The 18,356-nt window shown below is 63.7% G+C and carries 12 protein-coding genes; 2 read left to right on the plus strand and 10 right to left on the minus strand.

All coding sequences use genetic code 11. The annotated features are described in order from the left end of the window. Positions 1-236: 236 nt before the first annotated feature. Entirely contained in the window at positions 237-2,183 is a 1,947-nt protein-coding gene (gene acs / locus R1T44_RS16255; RefSeq protein WP_284727256.1) for an acetate--CoA ligase, read from the minus strand. A 276-nt stretch (positions 2,184-2,459) separates the two neighbouring features. Next, positions 2,460-3,116 (minus strand): SprT family zinc-dependent metalloprotease, encoded by a 657-nt coding sequence (locus R1T44_RS16260; protein WP_317292299.1) that lies wholly within the window; start codon positions 3,114-3,116, stop codon positions 2,460-2,462. Between the two features lie 181 nt (positions 3,117-3,297). Here R1T44_RS16260 and R1T44_RS16265 point away from each other — a divergent pair, with 181 nt between their 5' ends. Further along, positions 3,298-4,026, plus strand: coding sequence for a YecA/YgfB family protein (locus R1T44_RS16265; protein WP_064503292.1), 729 nt, complete (start codon positions 3,298-3,300; stop codon positions 4,024-4,026). A 114-nt stretch (positions 4,027-4,140) separates the two neighbouring features. On the opposite strand, the gene R1T44_RS16270 is transcribed toward R1T44_RS16265, so the two are convergent. Next, complete coding sequence (locus R1T44_RS16270) at positions 4,141-5,262, minus strand: phospholipase D-like domain-containing protein (RefSeq protein ID WP_284727257.1); 1,122 nt, start codon at positions 5,260-5,262, stop codon at positions 4,141-4,143. A gap of 333 nt (positions 5,263-5,595) precedes the next feature. On the opposite strand from R1T44_RS16270, the gene plsB reads away from it, so the two are divergent. Then, positions 5,596-8,136 carry a glycerol-3-phosphate 1-O-acyltransferase PlsB gene (gene plsB / locus R1T44_RS16275; protein ID WP_284727258.1) on the plus strand — a complete coding sequence of 847 codons (2,541 nt, stop codon included), beginning with the start codon at positions 5,596-5,598 and terminating at the stop codon, positions 8,134-8,136. 120 nt (positions 8,137-8,256) lie between these two features. Here plsB and R1T44_RS16280 read toward each other — a convergent pair whose 3' ends face one another. The 7 genes from R1T44_RS16280 to aceE all read right to left on the minus strand — a co-directional run bounded on the left by R1T44_RS16280 (position 8,257) and on the right by aceE (position 18,293). Beyond that, the gene (locus R1T44_RS16280) at positions 8,257-8,955 is read right to left on the minus strand and encodes a class I SAM-dependent methyltransferase (protein ID WP_284727271.1); all 699 of its coding nucleotides are present in this window, start codon (positions 8,953-8,955) and stop codon (positions 8,257-8,259) included. A 296-nt stretch (positions 8,956-9,251) separates the two neighbouring features. Continuing rightward, positions 9,252-10,070 carry an undecaprenyl-diphosphate phosphatase gene (locus R1T44_RS16285; protein ID WP_043333784.1) on the minus strand — a complete coding sequence of 273 codons (819 nt, stop codon included), beginning with the start codon at positions 10,068-10,070 and terminating at the stop codon, positions 9,252-9,254. Between the two features lie 205 nt (positions 10,071-10,275). After that, positions 10,276-10,971, minus strand: coding sequence for a tRNA (adenosine(37)-N6)-threonylcarbamoyltransferase complex dimerization subunit type 1 TsaB (gene tsaB, locus R1T44_RS16290; RefSeq protein WP_054556848.1), 696 nt, complete (start codon positions 10,969-10,971; stop codon positions 10,276-10,278). Positions 10,972-11,261: 290 nt separating this feature from the next. Next, the gene (adk, locus tag R1T44_RS16295) at positions 11,262-11,918 is read right to left on the minus strand and encodes an adenylate kinase (protein WP_131432716.1); all 657 of its coding nucleotides are present in this window, start codon (positions 11,916-11,918) and stop codon (positions 11,262-11,264) included. A gap of 554 nt (positions 11,919-12,472) precedes the next feature. Then, positions 12,473-13,234: a TerC family protein gene (locus tag R1T44_RS16300; protein ID WP_107335990.1), complete on the minus strand. Its 762-nt coding sequence runs from the start codon at positions 13,232-13,234 to the stop codon at positions 12,473-12,475. A gap of 244 nt (positions 13,235-13,478) precedes the next feature. After that, the gene (gene aceF / locus R1T44_RS16305; RefSeq protein ID WP_284727259.1) at positions 13,479-15,512 is read right to left on the minus strand and encodes a pyruvate dehydrogenase complex dihydrolipoyllysine-residue acetyltransferase; all 2,034 of its coding nucleotides are present in this window, start codon (positions 15,510-15,512) and stop codon (positions 13,479-13,481) included. A gap of 105 nt (positions 15,513-15,617) precedes the next feature. After that, a complete protein-coding gene (gene aceE, locus R1T44_RS16310; protein ID WP_284727260.1) occupies positions 15,618-18,293 on the minus strand; it encodes a pyruvate dehydrogenase (acetyl-transferring), homodimeric type in 2,676 nt (891 codons plus the stop codon). Positions 18,294-18,356: the final 63 nt, after the last annotated feature.

Genomic DNA, 18,356 nt, shown 5'->3' on the forward strand with positions numbered 1-18,356 from the left:
AATGCGCAGCGAGGCGCGAATGGACTCCGCGGGCACATGCGCTGCCGCGTCATTATCAAGCCAGCGCCTCCTCGATGGCCAACCTTTCACGTCTCGCACAGCGCAAAAGCGCGGGCCAGGAATACGAACAGGCAGATACTCCCGGACAGGCGCACAAAAAAGCGCGGGAGCCAAGCTCCCGCGCTTCGCTGTCGCTGCGTGTCTTGTCAGGCCTCGATGACCGTCACTCGACGCGTTCAGCGGTTGGCGCGCTGCTCGATCAGGTCATCCACCACTGACGGGTCCGCCAGGGTCGAGGTATCGCCGAGACCGTCGGTCTCGTTGGCGGCGATCTTCCTGAGGATGCGGCGCATGATCTTGCCGGAACGCGTCTTGGGCAGCCCCGGCGCCCACTGGATGACATCCGGCGAGGCGATCGGGCCGATGTCCTTGCGCACCCACTGGGTCAGCGTCTTCTTGAGCTCATCACTGGCTTCGATACCGTCGTTGAGCGTCACGTAGATGTAGATGCCCTGGCCCTTGATGTCATGGGGATAGCCGACCACGGCGGCCTCGGCGACCGCCTCATGCGCCACCAGCGAGGACTCGATCTCGGCGGTGCCCATGCGATGACCAGAGACGTTGAGCACATCGTCGACGCGCCCGGTGATCCAGTAGTAGCCATCCTCGTCGCGACGACAGCCGTCACCGGTGAAATACATGCCCGCATAGGTGGAGAAGTAGGTCTGCACGTAGCGTTCGTGATTGCCCCAGATCGAACGTGCCTGCCCCGGCCAGCTGTCGAGAATCACCAGGTTGCCTTCGGTCGCGCCCTCGAGGATGTTGCCCTCGTTGTCGACCAGCGCCGGCTGCACACCGAAGAACGGCAGCGTGGCGGAACCCGGCTTGAGATCGGTCGCGCCCGGCAGCGGCGCGATCATGATGCCGCCGGTCTCGGTCTGCCACCAGGTGTCCACCAGCGGGCAATTGCCATTGCCGATCACGCGGTGGAACCACTCCCAGGCCTCGGGGTTGATCGGCTCGCCCACCGAGCCGAGCAGCCGCAGGCTCGTGCGCGAGCTTGAATCCATCACGCTGTCACCGTGTGCCATCAGCGCACGCACGGCGGTCGGGGCGGTATAGAGAATGTTGACCTGGTGCTTGTCGACGATCTCGCCGATGCGCCCGTGGGTCGGATAGCTGGGCACGCCCTCGAACATCAGCGTGGTCGCGCCATTGGCCAGCGGTCCGTAGACGATGTAGCTGTGGCCCGTCACCCAGCCGACATCCGCCGTGCACCAGTAGATATCGCCATCGTGGTAATCGAACACGTAGCGATGGGTCATCGCGGCATAGAGCAGATAACCGCCCGTGGTGTGCTTCAGGCCCTTGGGCGTGCCGGTGGAACCGGAGGTGTAGAGGATGAACAGCGGGTCTTCCGCACCCATCGCCTCGGCCGGGCAGTCACTGGACTGACGGTCCACCAGCTCATGGAACCAGGCATCGCGGCTGCCCCAGTTCACCTCACCGCCGGTACGCCGTACCACCAGCACGTGGTCGACACAGTCGGTGCCATCACGCTCCAGCGCCTCATCGACGTTTTCCTTGAGCGGCACGCGCTTGCCACCCCGCAGTGACTCATCGGCGGTGATCACGATGCGCGAGCTGGAATCGACGATACGCCCCGCCAGCGCGTCCGGCGAGAAGCCGCCGAACACCACCGAGTGCACGGCACCGATGCGCGTACAGGCCAGCATCGCCATCGCGGCTTCGGGAATCATCGGCATGTACAGCGTGACCACATCGCCCCGCTTGACGCCCAACTCCTTGAGGCCATTGGCAAACTGGCTGACACGCGCGTGCAGCTCGCGATAGGTGATCGACTGGGACTCGTTCGGGTCATCCCCTTCCCAGATGATGGCGACCTGATCGCCACGCTCGGCGAGGTGGCGATCGAGGCAGTTGTGCGCCACGTTGAGCTTGCCGTCCTCGAACCAGCGCACATCGACATCACCGGGGCCGAAGTTGGTATTGCGGATCACCGAGGGCGCATCGAACCAGTCCAGTGACTGGGCCTGCTCGGCCCAGAATGTCTCCGGCGTCTCGACGGACTGCTGATACATGGCCTGATAGCGCTCGCGGTCTGCCCAGGCGTGGGCGGCGACATCGGGAGTGACCGGATGAACCTTGGCATGTTCGCTCATGTGGCGTGACCTCTGACGGATTGGCTGGCGACTCGCTGTCCCACGCAGCATGCGTGAAGCGCAGGCGAGCCGAGGCAAGTCCATTTCAGCTTAAACCCAAGCATGGGGGGGCCACACACTAGACCTTGGTAGATAAATTTTTACTAATTATTTCAACTGTTTATCAACAAATTACACCAAGGTCACAGCGACGTTCGGAGGACAGAAACCGCCTGAAAAGACACCTTCTGGCGCGACTCGCACTTTGCAATGACGCGCAGGCGAGCGAAATGCGCCTCAACGCGCAGGCGACGCATTGCGCGCCGGGTCATTCAAGGGACCGCTCAATTCCTGGCCACAGCGCCGACAGCGATAGCGGTGACCGCGCTGGGCATTGGCATGGCGTCGCGAGCTGAAATAGTGCGCGGTATCGCAGCCACAACCATAGGCCCAGGGCGTCGGACTGGCAGTCGAGACATCCATGCGATGCGTCACCTCCGGCGGGATACCGTAGAGGTTGGTCATCACCTGCTGCCACTCGGGGCCATGCGGTTTGACACGCGTCTTGCCGGCGCGCTCGACCACCTCCATCACCACCCAGTGCGCGACCTCGTGGGGGACGGTCTGGCTGAGGAAGTGATGGCGGTTCTCGCTGAGCAGCTGCCAATTGAAGCGCAGCCGCTGGCGCGCCGAATCCGCCGTGCCCGCCGTGCGCCCCTTGAGGCGGCAGGAGACCGACGGCATGCGCAGCTCGGGGAAGAGGGCGCGCGCGCGTGCCAGACATGCCAGCACCTGCGCCTCCAGCGTCGCGTGCAGGGCAGGCGCCGTCAGCGCCTCGAGCGCGGCGGCATCGGCCAGCGGCAGTGGCGTTGCGGGGGTCTCCCCCAGGCAGGCCAGAGCATGATCGGGCGCAAAGCGGTGACGACTGACGACACGACGAGTGGATGATGACATGACACGATGACCAGACAGCAGAGCGATGGAACGGATGAGCTGATGACGAGCGAGCGTACCACTCCTCGAGGCGTGAAATGATACACTAGCGCCATCCACGCCTGCCCGGTTCCCCTTGGTTCACCCAGGTAGCCAGGCGGCACTGTTCGACTTCTCCCCTTATCGCACGTGAGACTCCCCCATGGCCGAGCCTGTCCAGACCCAGCCGCTGCTGGATGATGAATCCCTCGACATCCTCGACGAATTCCTCGAGTCCGACATCGTCGGCCCGGAAGCTCTCGATATCATCAGTGCGCATGGCTTCATGCTGGCACTGGCCATCGCACCGCGCGAAGTGCCCTCCAGCCTGTGGCTGCCGGAACTCTTCCAGGGGCAGCCAAGCTACGAAAGCCCGCAGCAGGAAGCGGAAGTCGTCTCCCTGTTCGAGCAGATGCGCGCCAACGCCATCGATGCCCTCGAGCACGGCGTGCTGCCGGAACTGCTGTTCGAGCTGGAGCTGGGCGGTGCCGACCCCGTCGAGACGCCGATCGGCGACTGGTGTGCCGGCTTCATGGAAGGCGTGTTCATGGATGAGGAGGCCTGGTTCGGCACCCAGGAAGAGGCGGCCGCCGAACTGCTGCTGCCGTTCATGGCCATCTCCGGCGTCTTCGACGATGAAGACCCGGAGATCGGTGAGCTGATCGCCGACCCGATCGGTGCCCAGCGCTTCGTCAACCAGCTGCCGGAACTGCTGCTGGATCTCTACCTGCTCTACCGTGTCCCGCCGGAAAGCCCCAAGCCGTCGCCGCGTCGCAAGGGTTCCGCCGCACCGGGCGCAGCCGGCATTCCGCGCAGCAAGCACGCCGGCAACAAGGGCGCTGGCAAGGGTGGCAACAAGAACGGTGGCAAGGGCGGCGGCAAGAAGCGCTGATCCCGCCATGGCGCTCTTAACGCCATGCAGCCTTGAAAACGACAACGCCGGGCGGCCTCATGGGGCGTCCGGCGTTTTGGTTCCACGCAGCCGTGTCTGACAGCTGCGAGCCGGTCAGCGCAGCCGCGTCACCAGGCTATCCAGAGTGCCATAGCCCCACTCGCGACAGCGCTGCATCAGCGGCCGACGCTGCCAGGCGGCCTGGTTGATCTCGACACTGTGGGCGAAGTGATGCTCGAACAGCGTGGCGACGTCGGCGGCGAAGCGATGGTCCTGCACCTCCTGATTGGCCTCCAGATTCCACTGCAGGCTCCAATGATCGAAGTTGCACGACCCCAGCGTCACCCAGTCATCCGCCAGCGAGAACTTGGCATGCAGAAAGCGGGGCTGGAATTCATGGATACGCACGCCCGCCTTGAGCAGCCCGGCATAGAAGCGCTGCCCCGCCGAGCGCACGCCCGGGTGATCATGATGCTGGCCGGCGATCAGCAATCGGACATCGACACCCCGGCGCGCCGCGCGCTTGAGACGCCGCCGCATGCTGAAGGTCGGCACGAAGTATGGCGTGCAGATCCACAGCCGCTTGCGTGAGCTGCTGGCCTGATGCTGCAGGGAATGACGGATGGCCTGATAGCGGAAACCATGCCCCCAGACCACCCGCCCACGCATGCTCAGATAGCCCTCGACCCGGCACGCACGCACATTGATGCTGCGCACCGCCAGCCGACTGCCATGGCCACGACTGGCCGCGGAGTCCCACACGCGTGCGAACAGGCGCACCCAGTCACTGATGCACGGCCCCTCGATGCGTATCGCGACTTCCGACCAGGCCTCGGCGAAGACATCCACCGCACCGAAGCCGCCGGTAAAGCCCACCTCCCCATCGACCACCAGAAGCTTGCGATGATCACGCGTCAGATTGCGCCCCAGCCGCCACCAGGAAAGCGGGTTGTAGATCCTGAGCTGGATATCGGCCTCGATCATGCGTTGGCGGTCAGCTTCCTCGAGGCCCAGCGAGCCGAAGCCGTCCAGCAGCACCAGCACCGTCACGCCGCGGCGGCGCGCGCCACACAGCGCATCGATCAGGACGCGACTGAGGTGGCCGCTCTCGGCCAGATACAGCTCGAGCAGGATGGAATGGCGCGCGGATTCCACCGCCTCCAGCATGCTGGGCAGAAACCGCGCGCCTTCCGGCAGCAAGGTGAATCGATTGCCTGATCGCCACATTCCCAGCATGCCTTGCCTCCCGTCATTTCCCTGCACGGCACGATACAGATGACGATGCCCATGACGGTGCACCGCCAGATGCTGCCACTGTGCGCTTCGTCACTAAGCACTCTGTCGCTACGTACTCAGTCACTACGTGCTCAGTCACCAAGTACTCTGCCACGGCGTCTGCGGGCAGAATGCGTATAATGCTCAATATCATGCTCGCGCTGAGCGCTACCAGCCAGACCATGAAAACGTCGCAATCAACCCTCATTCATCGTCCCGATGCTTTATTCGTGAACGCCGACAGATTGTCGTTTCCGGTAGTCCGTCCTTGTCCACACCTGCGAGAGCCTCACCATGTCGCCAGTCACCTTAGTCTTGCGCCCGTTGCGCAATGTCAGTCGCCGCCTGCTGGACAAGTGGGTGGAGCTGCGCGCGGTGGAGCCCGACATCAATGCGTTGGACCACAGCGCCTTGAACCTCGACCCGACGCTGCCGGTGGTCTACGTCTTCCCGTACCAGGCATTGTCCGACGAGCTGGTGGTCGAGCAGCTGTGCGAGGCACGTGGCCTGCCCTCGCCGACCCTGCCTCTGAGCATAGGCGACCTGCGCCTGAGCCACTCCCGTCTTCGCCTGTTGCGGCGCTCGCGCAGCGACAGGAGCCTGCTGTCACGCCGCCTGGCCAAGTTGATCGCCGCGCTGGAAGACGCCCCGAGTGATGTCGAGGTGCAGCTGGTGCCGGTCAGCGTGTTCTGGGGGCGTGCCCCGGGCAAGGAATTCGGCTTCTGGAAGTTCATCTCCGCCGATAGCTGGCGGGTGACGGGCGTGCTGCGCCGCGCCATCGCGATTCTGGCGCATGGCCGCTCGGTGGATTTGCATTTCGGTCAGCCGCTCAGGCTGCACGAAGCACTCAGGGAAGGCCCGCAGGACTCGGCGCTGGCGCACCGCCGCATCTCGCGCCTGCTGCGTGTGCACTTCCGGCGCGTGCGTACCCGCCTGCTGGGGCCAGACCTCTCCCACCGCCACACCATGATTCGCAACCTGCAGAAGGCGCCCGCCGTGCAGGACGTTATCAGCGAGCTGGCACGCGAGCAGAATCAGCCGCCGGCACATCTGGAGAAGCGCGCCCTGCAGTATGGTCGCGAGATCGCCTCCAACATGGGCTATCCGGTGCAGCGCTTTCTGGCCCATGCCCTCAAGCGGCTGTGGCACAAGCTATACGACGGCGTCGAGGTGCGCGGCATGTCCCAGGTCAAGGCGATCGCCGGCGACTGCGAGCTGATCTACGTGCCCTGTCATCGCAGCCATATCGACTACCTGCTGCTGTCCTACGTGCTGTTCCACGAGGGCCTGATGACGCCCCACGTCGCCGCGGGCAAGAACCTCGACATGCCGATCATCGGCCCGATCCTGCGCCGTGGCGGCGCCTTCTTCCTGCGCAGAAGCTTCCGCGGCAATCGCTTGTATGCCACCGTCTTCGACGAGTACGTGCACCAGCTGATCACCCGTGGTCATCCGCTGGAGTACTTCATCGAGGGGGGCCGTTCACGCACCGGCCGCATGCTGCCCCCGCGCCCGGGCATGCTGGCGATGACCCTGCGCTCCTTCCTGCGTGATACACGCCGCGAGGTGGCCTTCGTACCGGTCTACATCGGCTACGAGAAGGTCTTCGAGAGCCTGAGCTATCAGCGCGAACTGTCGGGAGCCAGCAAGAAGAAGGAATCACCGCTGGACCTCATCCGCGTGCTCGGCCAGCTCAAGCAGCCCTTCGGCAAGGTCTACCTGAACATCGGCGAGCCGCTCAAGCTGGGCGAATGGCTGGATGACACCGCGCCGGACTGGAAGGCCAGCCGACATCAGCGCCGCCCGGAATGGCTGACCCAGGCGGTGCCGCAACTGGGGCATGAAATCGCCACGCGCATCAATGCCGCCGCCGCGCTCAATCCGGTCTCGCTGACGGCGCTGGTGCTGCTGTCCACCGCCCACCACGCCATCGAGGCCAGCCTGCTGCAACGCCAGCTGGCGATGCTGGTGCGTCTCGCCGACAAGCTGCCGGGCCGTCATGACCACAGCCTGCCCGAGGGCACGCCGGATGAGTGGGTCGCACACTGCGTCCATCTGGGGCTGGTCACCCTGCGCCCACAGAGTCTTGGCGAGCTGGTGATCGCCACCCCGGAGCAGGCCAGTCTGCTGACCTGGTATCGCAACAACGTGCTGCACCTGCTGGCGCTGCCGGCGCTGATCGCCTTCGCCTTCCGCAATACGGCCCAGTACACCCTCGAGGCACTGGAAGACCAGATCAGCCCCGCCTGGCCGCTGCTGGTGCGCGAGCTGTTCGTCCCCGAGGCCCCTGAGCTGAAGGCGGATATCGCCGCCACGCTGGCTCTGATGAGCGAGGAAGGCCTGTTGGAGCATCAAGCGGCGACTGGCGACACTCCGGAGCGCTGGTCACGTCCGGTGGCCAGTCAGGAGCCTTCCGAGCAGCTGCGCCTGCTGGCTCAGCCGGTACAACCGACGCTGGAGCGCGGCTATCTGTTGATCGCCGCCCTGTTGCAGCACGGCAGCGGCACGCTGGACCGCGAGTCCCTCGAGAGCCATTCCGGCGCCCTGGCCGAACGCCTGACCCTGCTGTCGGGTCTCAACGCGCCGGAGTTCTTCGACAAGCGTCTGTTCAGCGGCCTGCTAGATACGCTGCTGGAGCTGGAGTTCATCTGGCTGGAGAGCGGCCAGCTATGCTTCGGCGAAGCGCTGGAAGATCTGCAGGTGCACGGCCGCGATCTGTTCGATCCCGCCCTGCGCCACCGCCTGCAGCATGTACGCCTGCGCGACAGCGAGGCCGCTGACGAAACTGCATCAGCAGACCACAAGGCGTCCGACGCCTCTTCTCAGCGCGAATGAGATGATGGGCCGAGGCCCCTTAGTGCAAAAAGCCCCCGCCGCGATCAGATCGCGAGCGGGGGCTTTTGCGTTTGGCAGAGGCTTTTACATCGCTGACGCCATCCTCAGGCGTCAGCGCTATCAGCGCAGCGCCTGCTTCACATAGACGTCGTAGCGGCTGGTCTTCTCCTCGACCACATGACTCGGCGCGAGCCCGCCGATCGGTTCGGCCTTGCGTGGGCGCTTGACCACCACGCGATGCGTCGCGACCTCCAGCGCCGCTTCGAGCAGCGCCGGGGCATCCGCATCATCGCCGGCCAGAGCGCGGAAGACTCGCATCTCCTTCTTGACCAGTGCCGACTTGTCACGGTGCGGGTACATCGGGTCGAGATGCACCACCTGCGGCGGCTGATCCCACTGCGTCACCAGCTCCCCGAGCTCCCGCGTGGCATCGCCGTGCAGGGCCTGCATGCGCAGCGCGATCGCGCGAATCTCGTCATCCGCGCAGCCCTGTGCCCGGGTCAGGCCATCGACCAGGATCGCCGCCGTGGCCGCCACGCGTTCGATCATCAATACCGGTGCCCCGAGACTCGCCAGCACGAAGGCATCGCGCCCGAGCCCTGCGGTGGCATCGACGATGCTCGGCAGTGCGCCTCGATTCAGGCCACAGGCGCGTGCGATCAGCTGGTTGCGCCCCCCGCCGAAACGACGGCGATGATCGGCACGACCGGCGACGAAATCGACGCACAGCGGCTTGCCGTATTCGCGCTCATCTCCGGCGATCACCAGGCGCGGTGCGCCCTGCTCGTCCAGCGCCACCTCGAGCTTGAGCGCCGGCATCTCGTCATCTTCCCGCAGCGCGATACCGAAATGTGCCGCCAGCATGGCGAGTTCCGGGCGCGCCTGCAGCCGTGAACGGGCAATGGCGATCACGGGAGCGGCATCGGCCGCTGCATCATGGGCAACGAGAGAGTCTTCGGGTGGCAGCATGGATGGGCTCTATGAGAAACGGTGAAGAGGAACGGTGAACGCAGGAAAAGAGAAACTCGCATGGCATGCGGTCAGGCTGACAAACGCCGACGGCGCCGCAAGAGCGACGCCGTCAGGGGACAAGCTTACGTCATCGCGCGCATGGCTTACAGCAGCAACAGCATGCCGAACAGCATCATGCCCAGCAGCAGGCGGTAGATGACGAAGGGCAGCATGCCGATGCTGTCGATGGCCTTGAGGAACAGCTTGATGCACACCAGCGCGGAGACGAAGGACAGCACCACGCCGAGGGCGACATCGAACAGCTGCGCCTCACTGCCGGTCTCGATCAGCTCCAGGCCCTTGAGCAGGCCGGCCGCGACGATCAGCGGAATCGACAGCAGGAAGGAGAAGCGCGCAGCGCTCTGACGCTCGAAGCCCAGCAGCAGCGCGGCGGTGATGGTGATGCCCGAACGCGAGGTGCCGGGAATCAGGGCCAGCGCCTGGAACAGGCCGATGATCAGCGCGCCCTTGAGCGTCAGCGTCGCCAGGTCACGCGTGCGTGCGCCCTTGACGTCCGCCCACCACAGCAGCAGACCGAAGACGATGGTGGTGGTACCGATCACCGCGATCGAGCGCCCGGCCGTTTCCACCACATCGCCCAGCAGGCCGCCGAAGATCACGGCCGGCAGCGTCGCCAGCAACACCGCCCAGCCCAGACGGCTGTCTTCGGTCTGGCGCGCCGCCAGCGTGCCGCTGCCGCTGAACTGACCAAACCAGCCAGCGAGAATATTGGCGACATCCTTGCGGAAGGCCATCACCACGGCCAGCAAGGTACCGACGTGTACCGCGACATCAAACGCCAGCCCCTGGTCCGGCCAGCCGAACACCTGGGAGGGCAGAATCAGGTGGGCGGAGGAGGAAATCGGCAGAAATTCCGTCAGACCTTGAATGACGGCCAACGCCACCACATGCATGAGTTCCATGAAACATCCTTTTAAGAGAGACGGGCCTCAGTGGCCCACACGGACGACAGACATCGTCTGTGGCACTGCACGTGCCGTAGTGACAGAACAACGCTTTGCGTCAAGCCGCGCCGCGAGTGTCGGGCGCGACATGATGATGCGCGAATCTTATGTCAGCCTTGGCTGAACCCACGATGACGCAACGAGATGGCAATCCCTGCTGCCATCAGCGCCATGCCACCTCATTGCGCAGATAGACCGGCTGGGCCTCGACCGCCGACACCGCTTCACCGCGGGCATACGCCTGGGCGGCCAGCATCACCATGGCCTCGGCATCCGGTTGCGGCTCGGGCAGTTGCAGCGCCAGGCTGGCACGCACGCTCTCGGGCAGCTCGTCGTGCATCACCAGTCCCGAGCCGACCGCCAGCCAGTCATGCTCACGCAGCGCCGCAGGCAGCTCCAGCAGGCCCGGAGCGCAGACCTGCTCGGGTAGCACCTGCTCGACCTCTATCTCGCCGTCAGCGCGCGTCACGACGCGATAGGCGCCGGTGTAGAGCTCGCCCATGCGTGCATCCAGCATCGGCAGCACGAAACGCGCGTGATGCAGGCGGTGAGCCTGCAGTGACAGGGCCGCCAGCGTCGAGACGCCGATCACCGGCACATCGAGACCGAAGGCGAGGCCCTGGATGGTGCCAGCGGCGATGCGCAACCCGGTGAACGAGCCCGGTCCGTGGCCATAGGCCAGGGCGTCGAGGTCATTGAGGGTCAGATCGGCAGCGGCCAGCAGCGCCTCGATCATCGGCATCATGCGCTGGGTGTGCTGACGGGGAGCCTCACAGCGCTCGGCAGTAACAACGCCGTCTTGCCACAGGGCAACGGAACAGGCGGAAGAGGATGCATCGATGGCCAGAAGCGTGGTCATGGGCGGTTCGTCGTCAGAAAAATGTGACGCGATTCTACCCGTCCCCCGCGGGCAGCAAAAGACGCAGGCTGTCCACGGCTGGTGTCGGCCGCGGGCGTCACTCCTGCTGCAACCCCCGAGCCCACGCCGGCAAGCGGCCTGCCGCAACGCCTAATTCCTGATTCGCGCCAGTATGCGAAGAACAAAAAAACGCCCGCAGACAATGTCTACGGGCGTTCTTCGTCAGGCGGCCGGCTTCACCAGCGCAATCCAATCTGTTCCAGCTGAGCCACCTGAAGCGTGCCGGGCAATCAGTGCTCCAGCGCGCTGACCAGCTGAGCACGAATGTCGTCGACAGAGCCGACGCCTTCGATGCGGTGGTAGGCCGGTGCCTGGGCATCGCCAGTGGCAGACCAGCTGGAGTAGTACTCGACCAGCGGTTCCGTCTGCTCGTGATAGACGGACAGGCGGTTGCGCACGGTGGCTTCGCGGTCGTCTTCACGCTGGATCAGGGCTTCGCCAGTGACGTCGTCCTTGCCTTCTTCGCGCGGCGGGTTGTACTCGATGTGGTAGACACGACCGGAATCCGGGTGCACACGACGACCGGACAGACGCTTGACGATCTCTTCGTCAGCGACGGCGATCTCGACCACGTGGTCCAGCTTCACGCCGGCTTCCTTCATGGCGTCAGCCTGCGGAATGGTGCGCGGGAAGCCGTCGAACAGGAAGCCGTTCTCGCAATCGGGCTGGCTGATGCGCTCCTTGACCAGGGCGATGATGATCTCGTCGGACACCAGTCCGCCGGTATTCATGATCTCCTTGACCTTGAGTCCCAGCTCGCTGCCGGCCTTGACCGCGGCGCGCAGCATATCTCCGGTAGAGATCTGCGGGATGTTGAAACGCTCGCAGATGAACTGGGCCTGGGTGCCCTTGCCGGCGCCGGGGGCGCCCAACAGGATCAAACGCATCGGTACTGCTCCTTGAGTGTGCAAATGAAAAGCATCAAACGGGTGTAAAGGGTCATCTGGCGCTGGTGCACCTTGCCCTCGGCGGCAGATAGCCATCCAAGGCGCTCTGGTCGTCGACACGATCGAGGTGAAGCGGCGAAACTCGCGGCGTCGAGACGCTCGACTACCTCATGAGGGTCGAACGCATCGAGCGTATCGATGACCAGGATGAATATGGGCAGCGGACCAATATGTGCTGCGCAAAACGACGGCGCGCACGGATGATCTCATTATGTCATCGCCATGCAATGTAGAGCTGACGATACCGTTCACACGACGCCGGCACAAGCACACCAAAGGCGCGTATGCCGCCCTTTGGCACTGTTTTGGCGCGCAGGAGGGCCTGTCGCCCTCCTCGCCGGTTGCCGACCTGCCATACACGGCTGTCATGACACGCAAACGCCCCCTGCGGCACGCGGTCGCAGAGGGCGTCTTTCCACTCACGCCGGGCCACCTAGCTCAGTCGCCGTGGCGTGATCAGGCTGAGTCATGTCAGCCGTTGCTGTGCCAGTGTCTCACTCGGTGACGTCTTCCGCCTGGCTGCTGCGACGCAGACGCACTACCTTGGCGCGCTTGCTGCGCAGACGGATATTGAGCATTTCCACCGCCAGCGAGAAGGCCATCGCCACGTAGATGTAGCCCTTGGGCACGTGGACACCGAAGCCTTCGACCATCAGCATCATGCCGACCATGATCAGGAAGGACAGCGCCAGCATCTTGATGGTCGGGTGACGATCGACGAAATCGCCGATGGGCTTGGCGGCCACCATCATGATGCCCACCGAGATGACGATGGCGATGACCATCACCATCAGGTGGTCGACCATGCCCACCGCCGTGATCACCGAATCCAGCGAGAAGACGATATCGATCAAGGCGATCTGGACCATGATTGCCATGAAGCTGGCGCTGCCTTTCTTCGCGCCCTCTTCGGCGGGGTCTTCGCCTTCCAGGTTGGCGTGGATCTCGTGGGTGCTCTTGCCGAGCAGGAACAGGCCCCCGAAGACCAGAATCAGATCACGTCCCGAGAAGCTGAAGTCGGCCACGCTGAACAGGGGCGCGGTCAGCGACATCAGCCACGACAGCGACATCAACAGCACGATGCGCATGCCCATCGCCAGGCCCAGGCCGATCATGCGCCCACGCTGACGCTGGGACTCGGGCAGCCGCGCGACCAGAATCGACAGGAAGATGATGTTGTCGATGCCCAGCACGATCTCAAGCGCGGTCAGGGTCGCCAGGGCCACCCATGCCGAAGGGTCCATCAACCATTCCATTGTCTTGCTCCTTGTGTGTTGCGAGAACCGGCCTTCCCGGGTCGTGCCAGCACGATGCGGCAGATCGCGGCAGGTTGGCGTGAAGCATCGCATGTTGTGCAGGGCAGCAACAGCGGTCGCCGCCCTGCCACGCCAACGGACATGCACAAAAAAACGGCCTCCCGAAGGAGGCCGTTCTGTCAGCGAGGAGCGCCTTCACCTTCAAGGAAGGTCAAGGCACCCGCGCTTCATGCCACAGGCATCATCAGAGCAACATGCGACGCACGTCGGTCAGCACCTGAGCCAGATACGCCGTGAAGCGTGCTGCATCCGCCCCGTTCACCGCACGGTGATCGTAGGACAGTGACAGCGGCATCATCAGACGCGGCTGGAAGGCAGCGCCGTCCCACACCGGCTTCATCTGCGCCTTGGAGACGCCCAGGATGGCGACTTCCGGCGTGTTGACGATCGGTGTGAAGGCAGTACCGCCAATGGAGCCAAGGCTCGAGATGGTGAAGCAACCACCGGTCATCTCTTCGCGCTTGAGCTTCTTGGTCTGCGCCTTCTTGGCCAGTTCCACGGACTCCTTGGCCAGCTCCAGCAGGCTCTTCTGATCCGCATTGCGGATCACCGGCACCATCAGGCCGTCCGGCGTATCCACCGCGATACCGATGTGCACGTACTTCTTGTGCACCAGGGTCTCGCCGTCGGCCTTGAGGCTGACGTTGAACTGCGGATACTTGGCCAGCGCGTGAGCCGCCGCCTTGATCATGAACGGCAGCGGCGTGAGCTTGGCACCCGCCGCTTCCGCCTCGGCCTTCATGGACTTGCGGAAGGCCTCGAGCTCGGTGATATCGGCTTCATCGAACTGGGTCACGTGCGGGACGTTGAGCCAGCTGCGATGCAGATTGGTGGCACCGGCCTTCATCAGGCGGCCCATCTTCTTCTCTTCGATTTCACCGAACTGGCTGAAGTCCTGATCCGGCACCTGCGGGATACCGGCACCGCCGGTGGCCTGCGCGGCAGGGGCTGCCGGTGCGGACTTGGCCTTCTGCATCATCTGCTTGACGTAGGCCTGGACATCTTCCTTCACCACACGGCCCTTCGGACCGCTGCCGGAGACGTCCGCCAGATCGACACCGAACTCACGTGCCAGCAGGCGAACCGCAGGTCCTGCGTGGACCTTGGCACCCTTGCTCGGCTTGTGAGCGGCCATCTGGGCTTCCGGGCTCGGCGCACCGGCCGGTGTCGGAGCCGGCTTCTGCTCGCTCTTCTCCGCCTTGGGAGCTGCCGGCGCTTCTGACTTGGCAGCCTTCGGCGCAGGCGCGGCACCCGCGACCTCGATGTAACCGATCAGGTCACCCTCGGAGACGGTGTCACCTTCCTTGACGGAAAGCTCCACCACCTTGCCCTTGTAGGGGCTCGGGATGTCCATGGTCGCCTTGTCGGACTCGAGCGTGATCAGCGCGTCTTCCTCGTTGACCTCGTCACCGACGGCCACGGCCATCTCGATGATCGGCACGCTGTCGCTGCCGGAGAGATCCGGGACACGCAATTCCTTGCGCTCCGGCTCACCGGAGGCCGGCTCTTCTTCAGCAGCCGGTGCCTCGGAAGACGTGTCTTCAGAGGTGGACTCGGAGGAAGAAGCCTGCTCGGCCGGCGCGGAATCAGACGCGCTTTCACCGCCTTCACCGGCGATTTCCATCTGACCGATGACATCACCGGAAGAGACGCTGTCGCCTTCCTTGACGGTCAGCTTGACGATCTTGCCCTTGTGCGGGCTCGGGACGTCCATGCTGGCCTTGTCGGATTCCAGCGTGATCAGCGCATCTTCGGCGTCGACTTCATCGCCTTCGGAGACGGCCATCTCGATGATCGGCACGGCTTCGGAGTCGCCCAGGTCCGGCACGACGATGTCGACGGTCTGGGTGCCACCGGAAGCGGCCTTCGGCGCAGGTGCGGCCTCTTTCGGCGCTTGCTGCTCAGAGGCTTCCTGCTTGGGAGCCTCTTCCTTCGGCGCTTCCTGCTCGTCAGAAGCGTCAGAGGAGGTGTCACCACCGCCTTCGGCTTCCAGCTCCAGGATATCGTCGCCTTCGGAGACGGTGTCGCCTTCCTTGACGAGAATCTTCACCACCTTGCCGCCCTTCGGTGCCGGCACATCCATGCTGGCCTTGTCGGACTCAAGAGTGATCATGGTGTCTTCGGCGGAGATGACATCTCCCACCGCCACCGCTATCTCGATGATCTCGACATCGGAACTACCGCCAATGTCGGGAACCTTGATGATTTCGCTGCTCAAGATCGTGCTCCTTCCAAAACGTGCACGGGGAGCGACACCCGAATCACCTGCGCATCATCATGATGTCGAGGAGGGAGTGCCGCTCGCCTGTTCCGCGATCTCCGCTCAGACGTTCAGCGGATTCGGCTTGTTGGGGTCGATGCCGTAGGTCTTGATCGCTTCCGCGACCACCTTGCGGTCGATCTCACCACGATCCGCCAGCGCCTTCAGGGCCTGGACGGTGACGAAGTTGCGGTCGACTTCGAAGAAGTGACGCAGCTTCTCGCGGGTATCGGAACGACCAAAACCGTCGGTACCGAGCACGTGATAGTCAGCCGGCACCCAGGCACGAACCTGGTCAGCAAACAGCTTCATGTAGTCAGTGGCAGCCACGACCGGGCCGTCACGTCCTTCCAGACACTGAGTGATGTGCGGCTTGGCCGGGGTCTCTTCCGGCTTGAGGAAGGCCTGACGATCCAGTTCCAGCGCTTCGCGACGCAGCTCGTTGAAGCTGGTGACGCTCCAGATGTCGGCGTCGACACCGTAGTCCTGCTTGAGCATCTCGGCAGCTGCCTCGACTTCACGCAGGATAGTGCCGGAACCCAGCAGCTGAACGCGTGCCTTGCCGTCCTTGCCGCCTTCCTTGAGCAGGTACATCCCCTTGATGATGTCCTCTGCGGGCACCGTCTCGAGTGCTGGCTGCTCGTAGTTCTCGTTCATCACCGCCAGGTAGTAGAAGACCGGCTCGTGCTGCTCGAACATGCGCTTCATGCCGTCCTGCACGATGACCGCCACTTCGTGAGCGTAGGTCGGGTCGTAGGTGCGGCAGTTCGGGATGGTCGAGGCCAGGATATGGCTGTGGCCATCCTGGTGCTGCAGACCTTCGCCGTTCAGGGTGGTACGACCGGCAGTACCGCCGACCAGGAAGCCACGTGCCTGCAGGTCGCCTGCGGCCCACGCCAGGTCACCGATGCGCTGGAAGCCGAACATCGAGTAGTAGACGTAGAACGGCATCAGCGGCAGGTTGTGGTTGGCGTAGGACGTTGCCGCCGCCACCCACGCAGACATGGCGCCTGCTTCGGAGATACCTTCCTCGAGGACCTGACCTTTCTGGTCCTCGCGGTAATACATGATCTGACCCTTGTCGACCGGTTCGTACTTCTGGCCTGCCGCGGTGTAGATGCCCAGCTGACGGAACATGCCTTCCATGCCGAAGGTACGCGCTTCGTCAGGAATGATCGGCACGACACGCTCTCCGAGGGTCTTGTGCTTGACCAGACCGTTGAGCACGCGCACGAAGGCCATGGTGGTGGACACTTCGCGGCCGTTGGAACCCTTGAGCTGGGACGCGAAGATCTTGTCGTCCAGCGGCGGGATTTCCAGCGTTTCATACTCGGTGCGACGCTGCGGCAGGTAACCGTTCAGACGTTCGCGCATGAGGTGCATGTACTTCATTTCCGGGCTGTCGTCCGCCGGCTTGTAGTACGGCACTTCCTCGAGCTGCTCGTCGGTCAGCGGGATACCGAAGCGATCGCGGAATGTCTTCAGCGCTTCGTGTTCCATGGTCTTGACCTGGTGGGCTTCGTTGGCAGCTTCGCCATCGCCCATGCCCATGCCGTAACCCTTGACGGTGTGCGCCAGGATGACGGTCGGACGACCATTGGAGTTGTTGACCGCTTCGTGATACGCCGCGTAGACCTTGTACGGGTCGTGGCCACCACGGTTCAGACGCCAGATATCGTCGTCTGACATGTCCTTGACCAGATCGGCCGTCTCCGGGTACTTGCCGAAGAAGTGCTCACGCGTGTACGCGCCGCCATTGGCCTTGTAGTTCTGGTAGTCGCCGTCGACCGCTTCGTCCATGCGCTTCTGCAGGATGCCTTTCTTGTCCTGTTCGAAGAGCGGATCCCAGAAGCGACCCCAGGTGACCTTGAGCACGTTCCAGTCGGCACCACGGAAGACGCCTTCCAGCTCGTCCATGATGCGGCCGTTGCCGCGCACCGGACCGTCAAGACGCTGCAGGTTGCAGTTGATGACGAAGATCAGGTTGTCGAGATTCTCGCGGCCAGCCAGCGAGATGGCACCCAGGGATTCCGGCTCGTCACACTCGCCGTCACCCATGAAGCACCACACCTTGCGGTCGTACATGGACTTCAACTCACGCGAGTTGAGGTACTTCATGACGTGCGCCTGGTAGATCGCCTGGATCGGGCCCAGACCCATGGAGACGGTCGGGAACTGCCAGTAATCCGGCATCAGCCACGGGTGCGGATAGGAAGACAGGCCGTTGCCGTCGACTTCCTGACGGAAGCTGTCCATCTGCTCCTGGCTGAGACGACCTTCCAGGAAGGAACGGGCGTAGATGCCCGGTGCCACGTGACCCTGGATGTAAAGCAGATCGCCTTCGAAATCTCCTTCCGGTGCACGGAAGAAGTGGTTGAAGCCTACGTCGTAAAGCGTCGCACTGGACATGAAGCTCGAGATGTGACCGCCCAGGCCCTTGTGGGCACGGTTGTTGCGGATCACCTGAGCGATGGCGTTGTAACGGATAAGCGAACGGATACGACGCTCCATGAACAGGTCGCCCGGCATGCGCGCTTCGCGGTGCACGGGGATACTGTTGCGATGGGGCGTGGTCACCGAGAAGGGCACCTGATGGCCATCACGACGCAGGCGGTCGGCCAGGCGTGACATCAGGTACTGGGCACGATCCTCACCCTCACGATCCAGAACCGATTCCAGGGAGTCCAACCATTCCGTGGTTTCGATCGGATCGAGATCTTCTCTTGCCTCCAGACTCATAGACGTCTCTCCGAGTGAAGAAATTTTTTGTCAAACGTTTCGACGAACAGCGATATCGAAACC

Source organism: Cobetia amphilecti (assembly GCF_032923285.1).
Classification (GTDB): domain Bacteria; phylum Pseudomonadota; class Gammaproteobacteria; order Pseudomonadales; family Halomonadaceae; genus Cobetia; species Cobetia amphilecti.